The organism is Chlorobaculum parvum NCIB 8327, from assembly GCF_000020505.1.
GTDB lineage: Bacteria > Bacteroidota > Chlorobiia > Chlorobiales > Chlorobiaceae > Chlorobaculum > Chlorobaculum parvum_A.
The window spans coordinates 1,696,994-1,711,931 of record NC_011027.1 but is presented as its reverse complement, the minus strand read 5'-3'; the positions used below and the strand labels follow the sequence as shown (position 1 = coordinate 1,711,931).

Sequence of the window (14,938 nt, the reverse complement as noted above, 5' to 3'; positions counted from 1 at the left end):
GAATTTTGAAGTGACCGAAAGATAGTCATTCTTTGCCAACCCTTGCAATTGTCTCGGGCGCGGCGGGCCGTAACTTGCGCTGCTTTTTTTACCTTTATGAAGTGACGGTTTTACCGGTTTTCGCCCTATTCCGGTCAACAGACGGTTTTCAGGAGATGCTATGATGACGGCCAACAATCACAATGGGCTTACGGCTGCGCGGGACAGAATGTTGATGACGCAGATCGCGCCGAACTTTCTCGATCCAAGGCACGAGTGGAAGCGGATTTTCGCCGAGGTGTGGGGCACTTTTCTGCTGGTGCTCGTGGCGGCTGGCGGCCCGGTTGCGGCGGTCAGTTCCGGCAACCATGCCGGCGATGCGCTTCTGCCGGTTGCGCCCGGCCTGATGGTGATGGCGATCATCTACTTCATGGGCACGGTGAGTGGTGCGCACCTCAACCCGGCAGTGACCATCGCGTTCGCCATGCGCCGGAACTTCCCTTGGGTGCGCGTGCCCGGCTACATCATCGCGCAGATCGCTGGCGGCGGGCTGGCCGCGCTTTTTCTCGGCTTCATGTTTGGCAACGCCGCCGTCGCGCCGGGCATGACCCTGCCGGGCCATGAGGTGACGCCGGTGAAGGCGGTTTTGATGGAAATGGTGCTGACCGCCGCGCTGGTGAACACCATTCTCGGCACCTCGTCTGGCGCACGGAACATCGGAACCAACGGCGCGATTGCGGTCGGCGGCTACATTGCGCTCGCAGGCATGTGGGCCGCTCCGATCAGCGGAGCCTCGATGAATCCCGTGCGCTCGCTCGCGCCTGCGCTGGTGTGCGGCGACACGGCGCTCGCCTGGGTCTACGTCGCAGGGCCGCTTGCCGGTGCGTTGATCGGCGTGGCTTTCGAGTGGATTCTCAAAGGTCCGCCCACCACTGCCGGAACCATCGCCGCCCAGGGCACGCTCGACATCGACGAGACGGGCACGTAGCCTGCTGGATTTCCGATGGCATTGCCTTAATGTTTTGAGCGGAAAGGGTTCTGTTTATTTCCATGGGGCCATCAGAGTTTGGGACTACTTCGTCTGATCATTTAACCAGCAATTGGAAATTTCATCTGAGCCGTTTGAATTACAGGTGGATATTTTATAGCTTAACTATGAAGTTGCTTTCTTTTTTATCTCCACTAAACAACTACTGGAGGGATAAACATGCCGACAGCAACCCTACCTCAAATCGAACCGAAAACGACCTTCCTCGAAAAGCTGGCCGAAATGGAATCTCAGCTTGATCTTATGGAAAAGGAGGAGGTCGAAACATTCGCAGCCTGCTCACTGAGCTGCAAAATCTGCCAGTGCATGGAGTGCGCCAAGATTCCTGGCGGTGACGTCTGAGCCGGTTCCGCTTCGAGGGATAGACTGGGCAGGTCGCCGCAATCTGTCCCTCACGATGATTCAGAAATACATAAACCTTGATCCAAATGGCTGGCAAATGGCATGTGCCGTATGCGGTGCTGTTTCTGACCAATAACTGCAATCTGGCATGCAGCTACTGTTTTGCCAGCAGAAGTGGCCAAGCGGCCATGTCGAAGCGTACCGCAGAACGTTCGGTCGAGTGGCTATTTGAAAACACTGAAGGCTTTCCTGAAAATCCGCTCATTCTCTCCTTTTTTGGTGGGGAGCCGTTGCTTGAATTCGACTTGCTGAAAAGCGTTGTTGCACATACCGACACCCTGTCACAGAAGCATGGAAAGTCGATGATCTTTTCTGTGACCACCAATGGCACACTACTGACTGCCGAGATGCTCGACTTTATGGAGCAGCATAATATCAGTATGCTTTTCAGTATTGACGGAAACCGTAAGACCAATGACAGGTTTCGCCTGAAGAAGAACGGTTCAAGTCCGTTCGATACGCTTTGCGCTAATGCCGAAAAGACACTTCAACGCTTTCCGAAGACTGCTGCCCGGATGACGATCACCCCTGAAAGTGTGGAATCGGTTTTTGACAATATCATCTTTCTCGACCAGTTAGGCTTTAGCTTCATTTCCCCCTGTGTGGCACTTGAACTTTTTCAGGATCATGATTCCTGGCATACCTTCGATGTGCAGTGCCGCAAGGCGGCTCAGTATGTAATTGAAAAAGCCTCGTTAGGGGAGTACCTGCACCTTCATTTCCTTGATAACGGCATCGAGCAGATCGTGGATGATCATCAGGTCGATGTGGCATGTGGCGCGGGCAAGACCTTTGTTGGTATTGATGTAGAGGGAGCAATCTATCCCTGCCATCGCTTTGTAACCTATGCCGGTGCAGACAAAGAGAAATTCAAACTCGGTGACGTTTTCAAGGGCATCGATCCGGTCAGAACCCTGCCGTTCCGCCGTTATGACAGAACCCATATTCTTGGATGCTATACCCGGTGCGATCAGTGTCCGGCAAAGGATTTCTGTGCAGGTGGCTGCATCGCCCTTCACCAGGAGATCAACGGACTGTTCACCATGCCATTGTTGCAGCAGCAGAAGCTGATGACCATTTGGCACAGCATCTGCCTTGAAACCATCGAAGCTTTCAAAGCAATGGGGCGTTATGATTTTCTGATGGAAAAAATCAAGATGAAACCAAAATCTTTCGTGCCGGTCAACGATTAAATGAAATCTTGAAGAAGCCTTAACATTTGCCCGACGAGCCGTTGAGATTTTCACCCTTCTGCGTCAATCTGAAAATTTTCAAGAAGCCTAGCAAATCCTTGCAGAAATCGAAAAAGCGATGAGCGGCGAGTGAGCATTTTTCGATCATCCATCAAAATCCCATTCCCGTAAATCCCATGCACAGAAAAGAAAAAGCTCTCCAACTTTTCAGCAACCGTTGCAATTGCAGCCAAGCGGTGTTTGCGGCTTTTCGGCAGACCGAGGTGCTGGACGAAGCGAGCGCTTTGCGGCTGGCGACGGTGTTCGGCGGCGGCGTGGCCGGGTCGGGCGGCGGGATGTGCGGCGCGGTGACGGGGGCGCTGATGGCGCTGTCGATGCGCTACGGCATGGGCGGTATCGAGGAACTGGCGAACAAGCGGAAAACCTACGAGCTTGGCGAGCAGTTCATCGCAGAGTTCGAGAAACGCATGGGTTCATGCCGTTGCGAATCGATCCTCGGCCTCTGCATCGGCGAGCCGGAAAGCCTGCAAAAAGCGCGAGAGCTGAAGCTCTTTGAAACCGTGTGCGTCGATGCCGTCGCCACGGCCTCGGACATTCTGGAGGAGATGCTGGGAACGGAGAAATGAACTGGATTGCCGCGTCGCTTTGCTCCTCGAAATCACAGATACGTTATGGTTCCTACGCCCGGTCATTCCCGCGGAAGCGGGAATCCATGCACTCCATTCAGGTACTGGATTCCCGCCTTCGCGGGAATGACGGATAAAGCCGCGAACTTGTTCAAGGTCAGTGTGCGGTAGCTTAATGGCTAAAGGGAACTCGCAGTGACGGGAAATGTTAGCAAGCTTGTCCCAATTAATCCCCACAAAACTGAAAAACCCCCGGTTCCATGAGCTGAAACCGGGGGTTTTGTGCATTTACGAAAAAGTCGTGCTTACTTCCTCAGGTAAATGAAGCTGGGGTCGGGGCGGCCGACGTAGCAGGAGCGGTTGAAGCCGTACTTTTTGATGATCGCAAACGCGGTTCTGGCTTCGCCTTCCTTATCGTTGAAATCGAAAACCCAGTGGCTGCCGTCAACGATCTTCCAGCGGCCGTTGATTTTCTTGACCTCGATGGTGTTCGGGTTGAAGCTCACGCAGTCTTCGCCCTGCATGCTGCCCTGAGGCGCCTGGCCGTTAACCAGCAGGTAGCTGAAGCTGGGGTCGGGGCGACCAACGAAGCAGCTCTGGTTCATTTTGTAGTGCTTGATGATGCTCAGCGCTTTGATGGCCTCAGCCTTTTTGTCGCCGAAGTTGAACATCAGGTGGTTGCCGTCAACAATCGTCCAGCGCCCGTCGATGTTTCTGAGGGTCGTGGTGGCCGGGTTGAACGAGATGCAGTCTTCTTTGACAACCGGCATCATCGGTTTCATCGGAATTGGCATCGGCTTGATCGGGGCGACCTGAAGCTGACGTTTAAAGGTGTAGATCGCGGTGTAGTTGCTGCGGTTGCTGTTGTCGGTGAAGCGGGTGAACACTTCGGCGCGGATCTTGTTGTTTCCCAACGCTTTGACGATGACGAGCGTCTGGCTGAAACCTGTGTTGTAGACGGCGGAGACGGCTCGTGCATTCTGCTCCATTGGCGAGGAAACGCTTGGAGCGTAAGCATAGGCCTTGACTTCGCCCCAGTCGCAATCGTTCGGATGGCACTTGCCCCAGGCGTGCATCTTCAGGGCATTGGCGTTACCGGTGATGTCCAGAGTGGTGATGCCCCGGGTGTTCGAGTCGGTGTTTTTCCAGTGGCCGGTAAACTGGTTGATAGCGGCGAAGCTCAGCGAGTGCCAGAGCAGGACCATGATCGCCAGCGTGGCGGAAAGGATGGTTTTTTTCATGATGGTTCCTGTTAATCGGTGGTTAGGGGTGAGGTTTGAATCAACATTGAAAAGTTAGAGAATCATTGGCGCAGAACAAACGGTAGCCGGCATGATTTCGGGTCAGGGGTCCGCCGGGTATCCGAAAACCGTCGGGTTTGTGCCGCGATGTTACGGTTTATGCTTTTTTTTGTTGTCGATAAGAACAGGGCGGTAAAGTTCGAAATTGTTCAAAATCGTGCACAAGCCCTTGCTGACCGTGGTCTGGGGTTCTTCGCAGATGGTGACATTCAGCCCGGTTTCGGACTGGATTTTCTTGTCGATGCCGGCCAACAGCGCGCCGCCTCCCGTCAGATAGATGCCGCGTTCGAGGATGTCAACGGCGACATCAGGCTTGTCGGCAAGGACTTCGATGCACTTTTTGATTGCCGTTACGACCTCCTGCAGGGAGGTTGTTATGATCTCCCGGAGTTCCACGGTACTCACCTCCTGCGTATCAGGAAAGCCGGTCAGCAGGTTGAAGCCTTTGACGGTCAACCGGCTTTCCCGGTCAGGCCTGTCGGTGGTGGTGATGTTCAGTTTGATATGTTCGGCGGCATATTCACTGATGGCCAGATTGTTTTTCTCTCTCAGGCTCTCGATGATCGCATTATTGATCTGGTTGCCTGAAATGGAAAGCGATTCTCCAGAGACAACGCCCCCAAGCGAGATGACGGTGATCTGCGTGGTGCCGGCTCCCAAGTTGACAATCAGGCTTGCGACCGGCTCGAACGGGTTGATGCCGGCGCCTATTGCCGCGGCTATCGGCTCAAGAACCAGATAGGCCTCTTTTGCCCCCAGATGTTCGGCCATATCGAAGAAAGCGCGCTTTCCGACTTCGGTTATGCCGTAAGGTATGCTTATCACAAGCCGGTGAATGCCAAAGAGAATCCTGGGTTTGACATGGTGCAGCAGTTCCCTGAAGAGTTTCTGCACATTCTCGTAATCACCTATGATGCCTTTGCTTATCGGCATGATGGTCTGGATGCCCGGATGCATTTTCTGGTGCATGTTGAGCGCATCGTGTCCAAAAGCAAGCAGCTCGCCGGATTCACTTTCAACAGCGACAATCGTCGGCTCATTGACAACGATTCCCTGATCCTTTATGCACATCAGGGTGTTTGCCGAGCCGGGATCAAGACCAAGATCGATGAAGGTTTCTATGTTCAGGACGTTTCCCAAGATCATCGCTCAGGTTAGTTTGTTGTTGAAGAACTGCTGATGCCGATGGTGTCCTATGGACTCTGGTACAGAGAAGAGACGGGGATTCAAGTCTCAATATATGGTATTATTACTTTAGCCAAGCATTTTCTATCTCAGGCGGTATGGGGCAAGGCTCTCACTGATGCTTTTTCAGCATTGCGGCCATAAGCAGAGCTGGCACATGAAGCCTGCAAGGCGGAGCGGGTGGTTTTTCAGATGCTTCCTGCTCGGGCGGTTTTTGTCAGTCCAGGATGGTGACGCAGTTGGCTTTTTTGGGCGGAGTTTCCGGGTACGGTTCCGCCGGGTAGCCGAATGCGGCTGCGGCGTAGGGCTGGTAGCCTTCGGGGAAGGTGACGCCGAGCTCTTCGAATGCAGCTTTGCCTTTGTCGGTGGCGTAATACATCATGACGGCGTTGGTCCAGCAACTGCCGATGCCGAGCGAGGTGGCGGCGATCATCATGTTTTCCATCGCCAGCGTGCAGTCGTTCTGCGGGGCAAGGGCATCGGGGTCACCTGAGATGATCACGAGCATCGGGGCGCGGTAGAAGACGCTGAAACCGGCCATTTTTGCGACTTCTCTCAGGGCGCTGTTCTTTGATTCGATGAATGCGGTGATGCAGTGCTCTTCAAGATCATCGAGGAGTTCTCGGTTGCGGATGACCGTGAAGTGCCAGGGTTGCTGGTTCATGGCGGTGGGCGCATGGCGGGCAGCTTCGAGCATGAGGTCGAGTTCAGCTTCACCGACCGGATCGGGACGGTAGGCGCGCACGCTGCGCCGCCTGAGAATGGTGCTGATGGTTTCGTTCATGACAGTCTCCTTGTTGGGTATCCTGAAACACGGCATTCCTGCCCGATTGCTTTTCAACGTGCCGGAATGCCGTGTTATCCGGCAGAGAACGAAGCTGCCTGAGGGGGCGACGCCTCAGGGCGTTTTCACATGGATTCCCTGCTGCGGTTTCGGGTCGAACACCTGATAGTTTTTATCCACATGCAGATCGGCCAGAGGCATCAGCGAGCGCACGTGATGGTGTTCCCGTTCGAGTACACTCCAGCGGTAGCCATCGGTCGGCTCCTTGCAGCGAAGCAACTGGCTCAGCTTCGTTTCGTGATAGGTCAGGTCGATGAACACCCGCAGGTCGACGCCTTCTGTTCTGATGGCATACAGCCCGTCGATCACGAGCACCTGAATCTTGCTGAAATCGGTGACCAGTTGATCGACATCGTCGGTTATGATGTCGATGCAGGGCACGGTTACCCTGCGGTTGTTTCGGAAATCCTCGATGTTCTGATGGAGCGTATCCCAATCATACTCATCAACGCCGACGACTTCATAATTGCTGCTGATCCGGTGTTCGCGCCGTTCAAGCGGATGAACGCGGTAATAATTGTCGGTATGCAGAATTTTGACGCGAATGTTCAGCGCCTTGAGCAGAATGGCAAGCGAATGGGAGATCTCCGATTTCCCGGCTCCCGATTCGCCCGAAATGGCGACGACGAACTTGCTGCCCGCCTGCCCACTCTCTGGCTGCTTCATATCTGCCAGCAGTCGTTCGAGAATGGCTTTGGCTGCTGATTTGTGCTGATCGTTGATGAGTAAAACGTCTCCGAGCATAGCAGGTACGGTCTTGTACTTATCGGCGCTATTACCGGTGCGCCTTATAATAAAAAAGTAAGGTTTTTCTCCGGGAAATTAACAACGGAAAATAGGGGAGAGGACGCACTGACAAGCGGCTTGCCCGTGGCTGATGGGTGATTTGCAGGGTTGGCTCATACTGCTTCGATAGTTACCGCTTTGCCTGTTGGCAGAGTCCCGACGCTTTTTTCTTGCTTTTTTATGGATTCTTATGGCTTTGCCAGATTTGATCCGCTTGATGCGGATGGTGTTTTTCGCGGTAGCGTTGACCAAAAGATAGACGTTATCCCTGCCGACGCGGATATCGCATTTGCGAATGGCGAGGCTGTCGATGCGCAGGTCGATGGTTCTGCCGGCTTTGGCTTTGGAGACGGCAGTGGTGATGATTGTCGGCAGGCGGTCGACGATCGAACCGATCTGCAAGTTCAGCCTTGTGGCGATGCTGTCGCGGATGGCGTCGTGCATGACGAGTTCCCCGGTGCTGATGATCGGGTTGCCGGTGTCGATAGAGTAGTCGAAATGGTCGATGCCGATGGTGTGGGTCGATACGTCATAGCGTGGCTGCCCGCTCATGATGACGTGCCCTTTCAGGTCGTGGTCGGTCATGATGGCCACCGAGAGCCCTCTCGAAGAGCCATAGGCGTTGACGCTCCGTACGATGACGTCATAATCCGACCGGTGGAAACTCCGGTTCATGAAGAAGTCATTGAGCTGCTGGTTGATGCTGGTGAACGGCGCCACGGCGTAGAAGTTGACATCGGAGATGGTCGAGATGCTGTCTTTGGGCGTTTGGCGGAAGCGCGGCAGGCGGTTTGGTGGTCGAATTGCTGTCGTGTCGGTCAGCACTGTCATGGTTGTCGTGATCCGGGTGTTGCAGACGATGGCTTTTCTGTTCAGAGCGATTTTTCCGCTGATGTCTTCGCAGTGGAAACGCAACCAGACGGGAAGCGGCTTGCGGGTGAGCACGATCGGCTTCTGCAAATCTCTCCAGACGCCTCTGACGGTGGGCGAGAGGCTTGCCGCTTTGTTGATTTCGGTATCGAGCAAGGCGGTCAGGCCGCGCTTGTTGTCGCTGAGCAGGGTGTCGAGGTCTGCCCGGATGTGCTTGCGGAAAGGCCCGATTTTTACCACCGGCTCCTTTTCCCACTTGACCTCCACGATTTTGAAGTGCGTCCGGAGATGCCAGCGCCGGTCGAGTGCGATCGGCGTCGAGAAGGTGACGACCGCTTTGGCGCGCACCGGCCCCACCAGCAGTTTGGCGAGAAACTTGCCGAAGCGACTGTCGGTGAGCCGCGCTTCCGCCGAGACCGGAAAGGTGCAGATCAGCCTCTGGCCGTTCGAACTGATGGTGATGTTCTCATCTCTGGTCAGGGCGAGGCTGATCTGCTCTTTGTGCTTTTTCTGCAGCCACAGGTCGGCGTTCAGGAAGTTGCCGCGAATCTTGCCGTTCAGGTAGTTGGCCAGCACCGCGTGTTCGATGCTGATTGGCACGTTGAACAGCGATGACGGCTGTTCGAGCTCAACCTCAGTGGTCAGGGGAACGGGAGGCTTGGTCTTGAGGATAGTGAAGCTGTGGTACAGCCAGAAGCCGAGCCCTGTGAGAAGGGCGAGGACGAAACCGGTGATGAGGAGGGCTTTTTTCATCTTGCCTGTTTTCCGGATGGATATCGGCAATACCTGGATAACTCCTGAAGTACTCTTGAAATAGTATACCGATTCCCGCTGCGGCTTCAAAATAGCCGTTGGTTTGGCCGGAAACCATGAGCGCCCGGTTTGCGTTCGGGCAGGTAAGATCGATGAACTTTATCCATTCCGTTATGACGACCTATCGTATTGCCGTGCTTGTCGGCAGCATCAGGAGCGAGTCGCTGAACCGCAAACTTGCCGATGCACTTATCCGGTTCGCACCACCCGATTTTACGTTTCATCACCTGAAGATCGACGACCTGCCTCTGTACAATCAGGATGAGGAAGAGCACCCGCCTGAAGCCGTGCAGCGCCTGCGCCGCGAGATTCGCGAGGCGGATGGCCTCTTGATCGCCACGCCCGAGTATAACCGCTCGATTCCCGGCGTGCTCAAAAACGCCATCGACCACGGCTCGCGTCCCTGGGGGCACAACGCCTGGGCGGGCAAGCCGGCAGGCATCATCGGTCTGTCAACGAGTGCTTGCGGTACGGCGCTGGCCCAGCAGCATTTGCGCAATATCCTCGCCGTGCTCGACGTCCCGACGATGGCGCAGCCAGAAGCCTTCATCCAGCATCGCGATGACCTCTTCGACGCCGACGGCGGCATCGGCCCCGGCAGCCGCGATTTTCTGCAGGGGTGGATGGATCGGTTTGCTACGTGGGTGAGGCTGCACGTGGGGGGATGAGCGCGAGGGTTACTTCGCGGTTTTTTTCTGTTCAAGCAAAGCGTTGAGGTTGTTTCTGTGCAGTATTGTTTTCGGATGATTGGGGCCGAGCGCTTTTTCGTCGATAGCGATGGCGCGTCGGTAAAGCGGTTCGGCTTCATCGTATCTGCTTTTATTGCCTAGTAAAACCGCCAGATTGTTGAGTGTGTTGGCAACGTCCGGGTGATTGGGGCCGAGTGATTTCTCCCTGATAGCGAGAGCGCGTCGGTAAAGCGGTTCGGCTTCATCGTATCTGCTTTTATTGCCTAGTAAAACCGCCAGATTGTTGAGTGTGGTGGCAACACCAGGATGATTGGGGCCGAGTGATTTCTCCCTGATAGCGAGAGCGCGTCGGTAAAGCGGTTCGGCTTCATCGTATCTGCTTTTATTGTCTAGTAAAGCCGCCAGATTGTGGAGTGTGTTGGCAACGTCCGGGTGATTGGGGCCGAGTGATTTCTCCCTGATAGCGAGAGCGCGTCGGTAAAGCGGTTCGGCTTCATCGTATCTGCTTTTATTGCCTAGTAAAACCGCCAGATTGTTGAGTGTGGTGGCAACACCAGGATGATTGGGGCCGAGCGCTTTTTCGTCGATAGCGATGGCGCGTCGGTAAAGCGGTTCGGCTTCATCGTATCTGCTTTTATTGCCTAGTAAAACCGCCAGATTGTTGAGTGTGTTGGCAACGTCCGGGTGATTGGGGCCGAGCGCTTTTTCGTCGATAGCGATGGCGCGTCGGTAAAGCGGTTCGGCTTCATCGTATCTGCTTTTATTGTCTAGTAAAACCGCCAGATTGTTGAGTGTGTTGGCAACGTCCGGGTGATTGGGGCCGAGTGATTTCTCCCTGATAGCGAGAGCGCGTCGGTAAAGCGGTTCGGCTTCATCGTATCTGCTTTTATTGTCTAGTAAAGCCGCCAGATTGTTGAGTGTGGTGGCAACACCAGGATGATTGGGGCCGAGTGATTTCTCCCTGATAGCGAGAGCGCGTCGGTAAAGCGGTTCGGCTTCATCGTATCTGCTTTTATTGCCTAGTAAAACCGCCAGATTGTTGAGTGTGTTGGCAACGTCCGGGTGATTGGGGCCGAGTGATTTCTCCCTGATAGCGAGAGCGCGTCGGTAGAGCGGTTCAGCGTCGCGGTAGTTGCCCTGATCGGCCAGCAAATTCGCCAGATTGTTCAGGCGAATTGCTACGTTCGGATGATTGGGGCCGAGGGCTTTTTTGTCGATAGCGAGAGCGCGTCGAAAGAGCGGCTCGGCTTCGTCGTATCGCCCCATTTTCCAGAGTATGGTTGCATGGGCATCGAGATAGAGCGGGTTTTCGTCCTCGGTGGCGGCGGCTTTTTTGTAGTAGCGTTCGGCTTCCGGGTAGTTGATTTGCAGTTCGTAGTTCTGGCCTTGCAGGTAGTCCACTCTGGCGAGGTCCTGGCGCAACTCCGCGTGCTTGTTGCGGAACTCTGCCAGCAGGCGGTTGACCTGGTCGTAGTCGAAGTTGTCCCGCGCGGCTTCGATTTTTGGAAATAGTGATTTCAACTGAGCGCTGGCTGTTTCTTGTTTGACCAGCTCAAAATCCCGTTCAGCTTTTTCAGCGCGTTCGAGAGCTTTCTGAACATTATCCCAAAGTGTGATGTGCTCCCGTTCGGTCAGCGCTTCATACGGCTTTTTGTAGATGTTCTGAACAATCCGTAAAAAGGCCGGATTGCTTTTTGCTGCTTTTGTGTTTTGCTGAAGCGCAAGCTGCTTGAGTTTGCGAATCTCCCGCATGACTTCCCCATGCTGCTGTTTGCTTGCGCCATGATACACATTGACATCTCCGTCCGTAACGATATTGCCGCTTCCATTGATAATGGCTTTTGTCGGGGCGGCATTCAGGACGGATGGCATTGCGAGCGTGAGTGCTATCGCGTTGACAAGAATGCCAGTTTTGACCAGTTTTATCATTCTTTTTCCCCCTGAATCGTTACGTCGCCGCCAGCCTTGATGTTGTTATCACCGTTGATGATGGTGACATCGCCACTGTTTCCTTGAACGGACTGAGATGCTGGGGGTGTCGATGGCGCGGTTTGCGCCGATACTGGAGGTTTTGCAGGAACTGGTTCCGATTTTGAAGAATTCAGCCAGTCGAACCCGCCAGTTATGAGTGCTACGATGATAGTTACAATGCCACCGATGATCGCGATTTTCACTTCTGTTTTCATTGACGTGGGGAATTGAGGTTAAAACAGCAAAAACCTTAACAGTCTTAAGATAATACGGAAATACTGCGCGGGCAACGGGTTCAGATGGGCGTGGGTTGGGAGAAATCACGTGGGTTGGGAAGAGGGCAGCCGCAAGGGACTGCCCCTACGAAAGATTGTTTATTTCCCGAATGTGTCGATGGTTAAAAAATCGAGTCCTTGCCTTTCCATCTAATCACATAAAATCCCATCGAAGATCCTCTACGGCACCAGATACAAGTGGTCGTAGTGAATTACCGGTTTGTGGCCTTTCTGCCCCATCGCGGATTTGGCTTTTTCGGCGGAGCAGGAGGCCATGCCGTAGCCGATGACTTCGCGCTTCTCCGAGCAGATGCGGATGACGTCGCCGCGCTGGAATGAGCCTTCGACTCCGGTGATGCCGATGGGTAGAAGGCTGGTGGCACGTTCGGGGGAGGTGAGGGCGTCGATGGCGCCCTGATTGATGACGACGGCTCCTTTTTCCAACCCTTCGCTGTGGGCGACCCAGCGTTTGCGGCTGTGCTTGGCTTTCTGGGCAAGGAATTTCGTGCCGACGCGTTCGCCCTGCACGATGGTCTGCAAAATGCCGGGAGCGGTGCCGTTGGCGATGTGCACGGTGATGCCGAGCCGCGAGAGCTTGTGAGCGATGTTACACTTGGTGAGCATGCCGCCGCGTCCGAACTCCGATTTGCCGGGGCGGATGTACTGGCTGAAGTTCTTCGAACCGGGGTCGATCTCCTCGATCACCGGATTATCTTCGCTCTGCATGTCGAACAGTCCGTCTACGTTGGAGAGGATGATGTGCGCATCGACCTGCAACATCGAGGCGATCAGCCCGGAGAGTTCGTCGTTATCGGTGAACATCAGCTCAGTGACCGCCACCGCATCGTTCTCGTTGACAATGGGCACGATTTTCTGATCGAGCAGCGCCTCGAAGCAGGTGCGCATGTTGAGGTAGTGCTGGCGGTCGCGGAAATCGCCCTTGGTGACGAGGAGTTGCGCGCCGAGCATTCCGTGCTTTTCGAAGCGGTCGTTGTAGGCGTTGATGAGCCGGATCTGCCCGGTGGCGGCGAGCACCTGCCGCTTCTCGACCGGAGTGAGCCCGCCGGTGAGCGACACGATGCCCCGGCCGGCGCCTACAGCGCCCGACGAGACAAGAATCACCTCCACGCCGTCCTTTGCCAGCGCTGCGATTTGCGCTGTCAGGCTGTCGAGGATGGCCGGGTCGAGCCTGCCGTCGCGGCCTGTGATGACGTTCGTGCCGACCTTGACGACGATTCGTTTATAAACCGGGTGGTGGTGACTCATGCCTTACTTCATGATTTCCTGACTGAAATGCAAACCTGCAATGCCGACGATCACCAGAATCAGCGAGACTACCTTGAGCGTGTTCATTCCCTCGCCGAACCAGAGTACGCCAATCGCCGTGATGAGTGCCGTGCCGAGCGCCGACCAGATAGCGTAGGCGAAGCCGATGGGCATCGTCCTGAGCGTCAGCGTGAGGAAAGTAAGACTCAGGGCGTAAAAAACGAAAATCATTGCTGATGGCAGCGGTTTGGTGAAGCCCTCCGAGAGCTTCATGCTGGTGGTGCCGGAGACTTCGGCGACGATGGCGAGGATGAGGTAGAGCCAGGGCATGGTGTCCGTGAGTTCAGGCGTTCTCGTTGTGTTTCTCGTCGACCCTCCGGACGCAGGCCTCCTTGTCAATGCACTCGCCGAAGAGCTGCAGGCTGAAGCTGCCGAGCGAGTATCCGTGCTCGGTGCAGAGCTTTTCCATCATGCCGGCAAGTTCCGTGCTCGTGGCCTCCGAAACCTTGCCGCACTTGAGGCAGATGATGTGCAGGTGGTCGGCGACACCCCACGATTTTTCGTAGTGCGTGTGCTTGTGGCCGAGGTCGATCTTGGTGACGAGGTTGTACCGGAACAGCAGATCGAGGGTGTGATAAACCGTGGCGCGCGAGATGCCCACGCCTTGCTCGCGAAGCCGGACAAACAGCTCGTCGGCGTCGAGGTGCGTGTTGGAGCGGTAGATTTCCCGCAGCACGCTCAGGCGCTCCTGGGTGCACCGGAGCCCCTCCTCCTTCATGTACGATTTGAAAAGCGCTTCGACCTTCGCGATCGTGTCGCTGCCCGTTTGTTTCACGATGTTCTTGCTGTCAGTATTTCGTGTTTTCAATTTTTCCAATGTATTGTTTTTCTGCGAATTCCCTGTGAACCATGAAGGCGGCGGAGCGGGAAGAGCCGGACGGAAAAGAGCGCTGAAAACCGTACATTAGACGACTATTATTCCAATGTGCCGGCTGAGCGGTTGAGTGCCGCTGGAGTGTGTGGGCAACTATTTTGGAGTTAACAGGGTTATCTTCAGGAAAAGCTCTACCCTTTTGCTTTTGCAAGAGTTAACGGGCTATCCAAAGTTAAAGAGCAGTACGCAATGATTTTACCGATTAACACCTATAGCGATCCGGTTCTGACGGCGAAAGCCAAGCCTTTGAAAGGGGTGGATTCGTCGATCAGGGAGCTGATTGCCGATATGTTCGATTCGATGTACAAAGCACCCGGTATCGGGCTTGCCGCGCCGCAGGTAGGCCATTCGCTGCGCCTGCTTGTGGTCGATATTTCCACGATCAAGGAGTATGCCGATTACAAACCGATGGTGGTCATCAATCCGCGCATCGTCTCGGTTGCGGGCCGCAACGCGATGGAGGAGGGGTGCCTCAGCGTGCCCGGTGTGGCTGGTGACGTCGTCCGTCCGTCGAAAATTACGCTGCATTACCGTGACGAGAAGTTCGAGGAGCATACCGAAGAGTTCAGCGACATGATGGCTCGCGTGCTTCAACATGAGATCGACCATCTCGACGGTACGCTGTTTGTCGACCGTATGGAAAAGCGCGATCGCCGGAAGGTTCAGAAAACGCTCGACGCCATCAAGCAGGGGCGCGTGAAAACGAGCTATCCGATTGCCCCCCATGCGCCAAAAATAGCTGTGGAGGCCTGAGGA

The 14,938-nt window shown here is 54.9% G+C and carries 17 protein-coding genes; 6 read left to right on the top strand and 11 right to left on the bottom strand.

Annotated features, from left to right (window positions below):
- Window positions 1-214 precede the first annotated feature (214 nt).
- From CPAR_RS07935 to CPAR_RS07925, 3 genes are all read left to right on the top strand, one after another.
- A complete protein-coding gene (locus CPAR_RS07935; protein WP_232203886.1) occupies window positions 215-967 on the top strand; it encodes an MIP/aquaporin family protein in 753 nt (250 codons plus the stop codon).
- 219 nt (window positions 968-1,186) lie between these two features.
- The gene (locus tag CPAR_RS07930; RefSeq protein ID WP_012502794.1) at window positions 1,187-1,369 is read left to right on the top strand and encodes a hypothetical protein; all 183 of its coding nucleotides are present in this window, start codon (window positions 1,187-1,189) and stop codon (window positions 1,367-1,369) included.
- An 86-nt stretch (window positions 1,370-1,455) separates the two neighbouring features.
- The gene (locus CPAR_RS07925; protein WP_012502793.1) at window positions 1,456-2,622 is read left to right on the top strand and encodes a radical SAM/SPASM domain-containing protein; all 1,167 of its coding nucleotides are present in this window, start codon (window positions 1,456-1,458) and stop codon (window positions 2,620-2,622) included.
- Between the two features lie 50 nt (window positions 2,623-2,672).
- Here CPAR_RS07925 and CPAR_RS11195 read toward each other — a convergent pair whose 3' ends face one another.
- Complete coding sequence (locus tag CPAR_RS11195) at window positions 2,673-2,855, bottom strand: hypothetical protein (protein ID WP_198002652.1); 183 nt, start codon at window positions 2,853-2,855, stop codon at window positions 2,673-2,675.
- A gap of 3 nt (window positions 2,856-2,858) precedes the next feature.
- On the opposite strand from CPAR_RS11195, the gene CPAR_RS07920 reads away from it, so the two are divergent.
- Entirely contained in the window at window positions 2,859-3,248 is a 390-nt protein-coding gene (locus CPAR_RS07920; RefSeq protein WP_232203885.1) for a C-GCAxxG-C-C family (seleno)protein, read from the top strand.
- 305 nt (window positions 3,249-3,553) lie between these two features.
- Here the strand turns inward: CPAR_RS07920 and CPAR_RS07915 are convergent, their stop codons facing one another.
- From CPAR_RS07915 to CPAR_RS07895, 5 genes are all read right to left on the bottom strand, one after another.
- Window positions 3,554-4,489 (bottom strand): hypothetical protein, encoded by a 936-nt coding sequence (locus CPAR_RS07915; protein WP_012502791.1) that lies wholly within the window; start codon window positions 4,487-4,489, stop codon window positions 3,554-3,556.
- Between the two features lie 150 nt (window positions 4,490-4,639).
- Window positions 4,640-5,620, bottom strand: a complete 981-nt coding sequence (gene mreB / locus CPAR_RS07910) for a rod shape-determining protein (RefSeq protein ID WP_232203957.1) — start codon at window positions 5,618-5,620, stop codon at window positions 4,640-4,642.
- A gap of 331 nt (window positions 5,621-5,951) precedes the next feature.
- The gene (locus tag CPAR_RS07905; RefSeq protein WP_012502789.1) at window positions 5,952-6,518 is read right to left on the bottom strand and encodes a nitroreductase family protein; all 567 of its coding nucleotides are present in this window, start codon (window positions 6,516-6,518) and stop codon (window positions 5,952-5,954) included.
- Between the two features lie 114 nt (window positions 6,519-6,632).
- Window positions 6,633-7,322: a uridine kinase family protein gene (locus CPAR_RS07900; protein ID WP_012502788.1), complete on the bottom strand. Its 690-nt coding sequence runs from the start codon at window positions 7,320-7,322 to the stop codon at window positions 6,633-6,635.
- A 78-nt stretch (window positions 7,323-7,400) separates the two neighbouring features.
- The gene (locus tag CPAR_RS07895) at window positions 7,401-8,987 is read right to left on the bottom strand and encodes a DUF4403 family protein (RefSeq protein WP_012502787.1); all 1,587 of its coding nucleotides are present in this window, start codon (window positions 8,985-8,987) and stop codon (window positions 7,401-7,403) included.
- A 173-nt stretch (window positions 8,988-9,160) separates the two neighbouring features.
- Between CPAR_RS07895 and CPAR_RS07890 the strand changes: the two genes are divergently transcribed.
- Window positions 9,161-9,715, top strand: coding sequence for an NADPH-dependent FMN reductase (locus tag CPAR_RS07890; RefSeq protein WP_049755892.1), 555 nt, complete (start codon window positions 9,161-9,163; stop codon window positions 9,713-9,715).
- A gap of 9 nt (window positions 9,716-9,724) precedes the next feature.
- On the opposite strand, the gene CPAR_RS10675 is transcribed toward CPAR_RS07890, so the two are convergent.
- From CPAR_RS10675 to CPAR_RS07865, 5 genes are all read right to left on the bottom strand, one after another.
- Window positions 9,725-11,665 (bottom strand): tetratricopeptide repeat protein, encoded by a 1,941-nt coding sequence (locus tag CPAR_RS10675; RefSeq protein WP_012502785.1) that lies wholly within the window; start codon window positions 11,663-11,665, stop codon window positions 9,725-9,727.
- Window positions 11,662-11,922: a hypothetical protein gene (locus CPAR_RS07880; RefSeq protein WP_041466179.1), complete on the bottom strand. Its 261-nt coding sequence runs from the start codon at window positions 11,920-11,922 to the stop codon at window positions 11,662-11,664. The genes CPAR_RS10675 and CPAR_RS07880 overlap by 4 nt, the downstream gene beginning before the upstream one ends.
- Before the next feature lie 240 nt (window positions 11,923-12,162).
- On the bottom strand, window positions 12,163-13,248 hold the full coding sequence (proB, locus tag CPAR_RS07875) for a glutamate 5-kinase (RefSeq protein ID WP_012502784.1): 1,086 nt from the start codon (window positions 13,246-13,248) through the stop codon (window positions 12,163-12,165).
- Window positions 13,249-13,251: 3 nt separating this feature from the next.
- Entirely contained in the window at window positions 13,252-13,578 is a 327-nt protein-coding gene (locus tag CPAR_RS07870; RefSeq protein ID WP_012502783.1) for a DMT family transporter, read from the bottom strand.
- A gap of 13 nt (window positions 13,579-13,591) precedes the next feature.
- Window positions 13,592-14,083, bottom strand: coding sequence for a Fur family transcriptional regulator (locus CPAR_RS07865; protein WP_041466333.1), 492 nt, complete (start codon window positions 14,081-14,083; stop codon window positions 13,592-13,594).
- 288 nt (window positions 14,084-14,371) lie between these two features.
- Here CPAR_RS07865 and def point away from each other — a divergent pair, with 288 nt between their 5' ends.
- Complete coding sequence (gene def / locus CPAR_RS07860; protein ID WP_012502781.1) at window positions 14,372-14,935, top strand: peptide deformylase; 564 nt, start codon at window positions 14,372-14,374, stop codon at window positions 14,933-14,935.
- Window positions 14,936-14,938: the final 3 nt, after the last annotated feature.

Coding starts and splice junctions, on each gene's coding strand:
- CPAR_RS07935 (WP_232203886.1), top strand. CDS start 215: ATGACGCAGATCGCGCCGAACTTTCTCGATCCAAGGCACGAGTGGAAG.
- CPAR_RS07930 (WP_012502794.1), top strand. CDS start 1,187: ATGCCGACAGCAACCCTACCTCAAATCGAACCGAAAACGACCTTCCTC.
- CPAR_RS07925 (WP_012502793.1), top strand. CDS start 1,456: ATGGCTGGCAAATGGCATGTGCCGTATGCGGTGCTGTTTCTGACCAAT.
- CPAR_RS07915 (WP_012502791.1), bottom strand. CDS start 4,489: ATGAAAAAAACCATCCTTTCCGCCACGCTGGCGATCATGGTCCTGCTC.
- mreB (WP_232203957.1), bottom strand. CDS start 5,620: ATGTGCATAAAGGATCAGGGAATCGTTGTCAATGAGCCGACGATTGTC.
- CPAR_RS07905 (WP_012502789.1), bottom strand. CDS start 6,518: ATGAACGAAACCATCAGCACCATTCTCAGGCGGCGCAGCGTGCGCGCC.
- CPAR_RS07900 (WP_012502788.1), bottom strand. CDS start 7,322: ATGCTCGGAGACGTTTTACTCATCAACGATCAGCACAAATCAGCAGCC.
- CPAR_RS07895 (WP_012502787.1), bottom strand. CDS start 8,987: ATGAAAAAAGCCCTCCTCATCACCGGTTTCGTCCTCGCCCTTCTCACA.
- CPAR_RS07890 (WP_049755892.1), top strand. CDS start 9,161: ATGACGACCTATCGTATTGCCGTGCTTGTCGGCAGCATCAGGAGCGAG.
- CPAR_RS10675 (WP_012502785.1), bottom strand. CDS start 11,665: ATGATAAAACTGGTCAAAACTGGCATTCTTGTCAACGCGATAGCACTC.
- CPAR_RS07880 (WP_041466179.1), bottom strand. CDS start 11,922: ATGAAAACAGAAGTGAAAATCGCGATCATCGGTGGCATTGTAACTATC.
- proB (WP_012502784.1), bottom strand. CDS start 13,248: ATGAGTCACCACCACCCGGTTTATAAACGAATCGTCGTCAAGGTCGGC.
- CPAR_RS07870 (WP_012502783.1), bottom strand. CDS start 13,578: ATGCCCTGGCTCTACCTCATCCTCGCCATCGTCGCCGAAGTCTCCGGC.
- def (WP_012502781.1), top strand. CDS start 14,372: ATGATTTTACCGATTAACACCTATAGCGATCCGGTTCTGACGGCGAAA.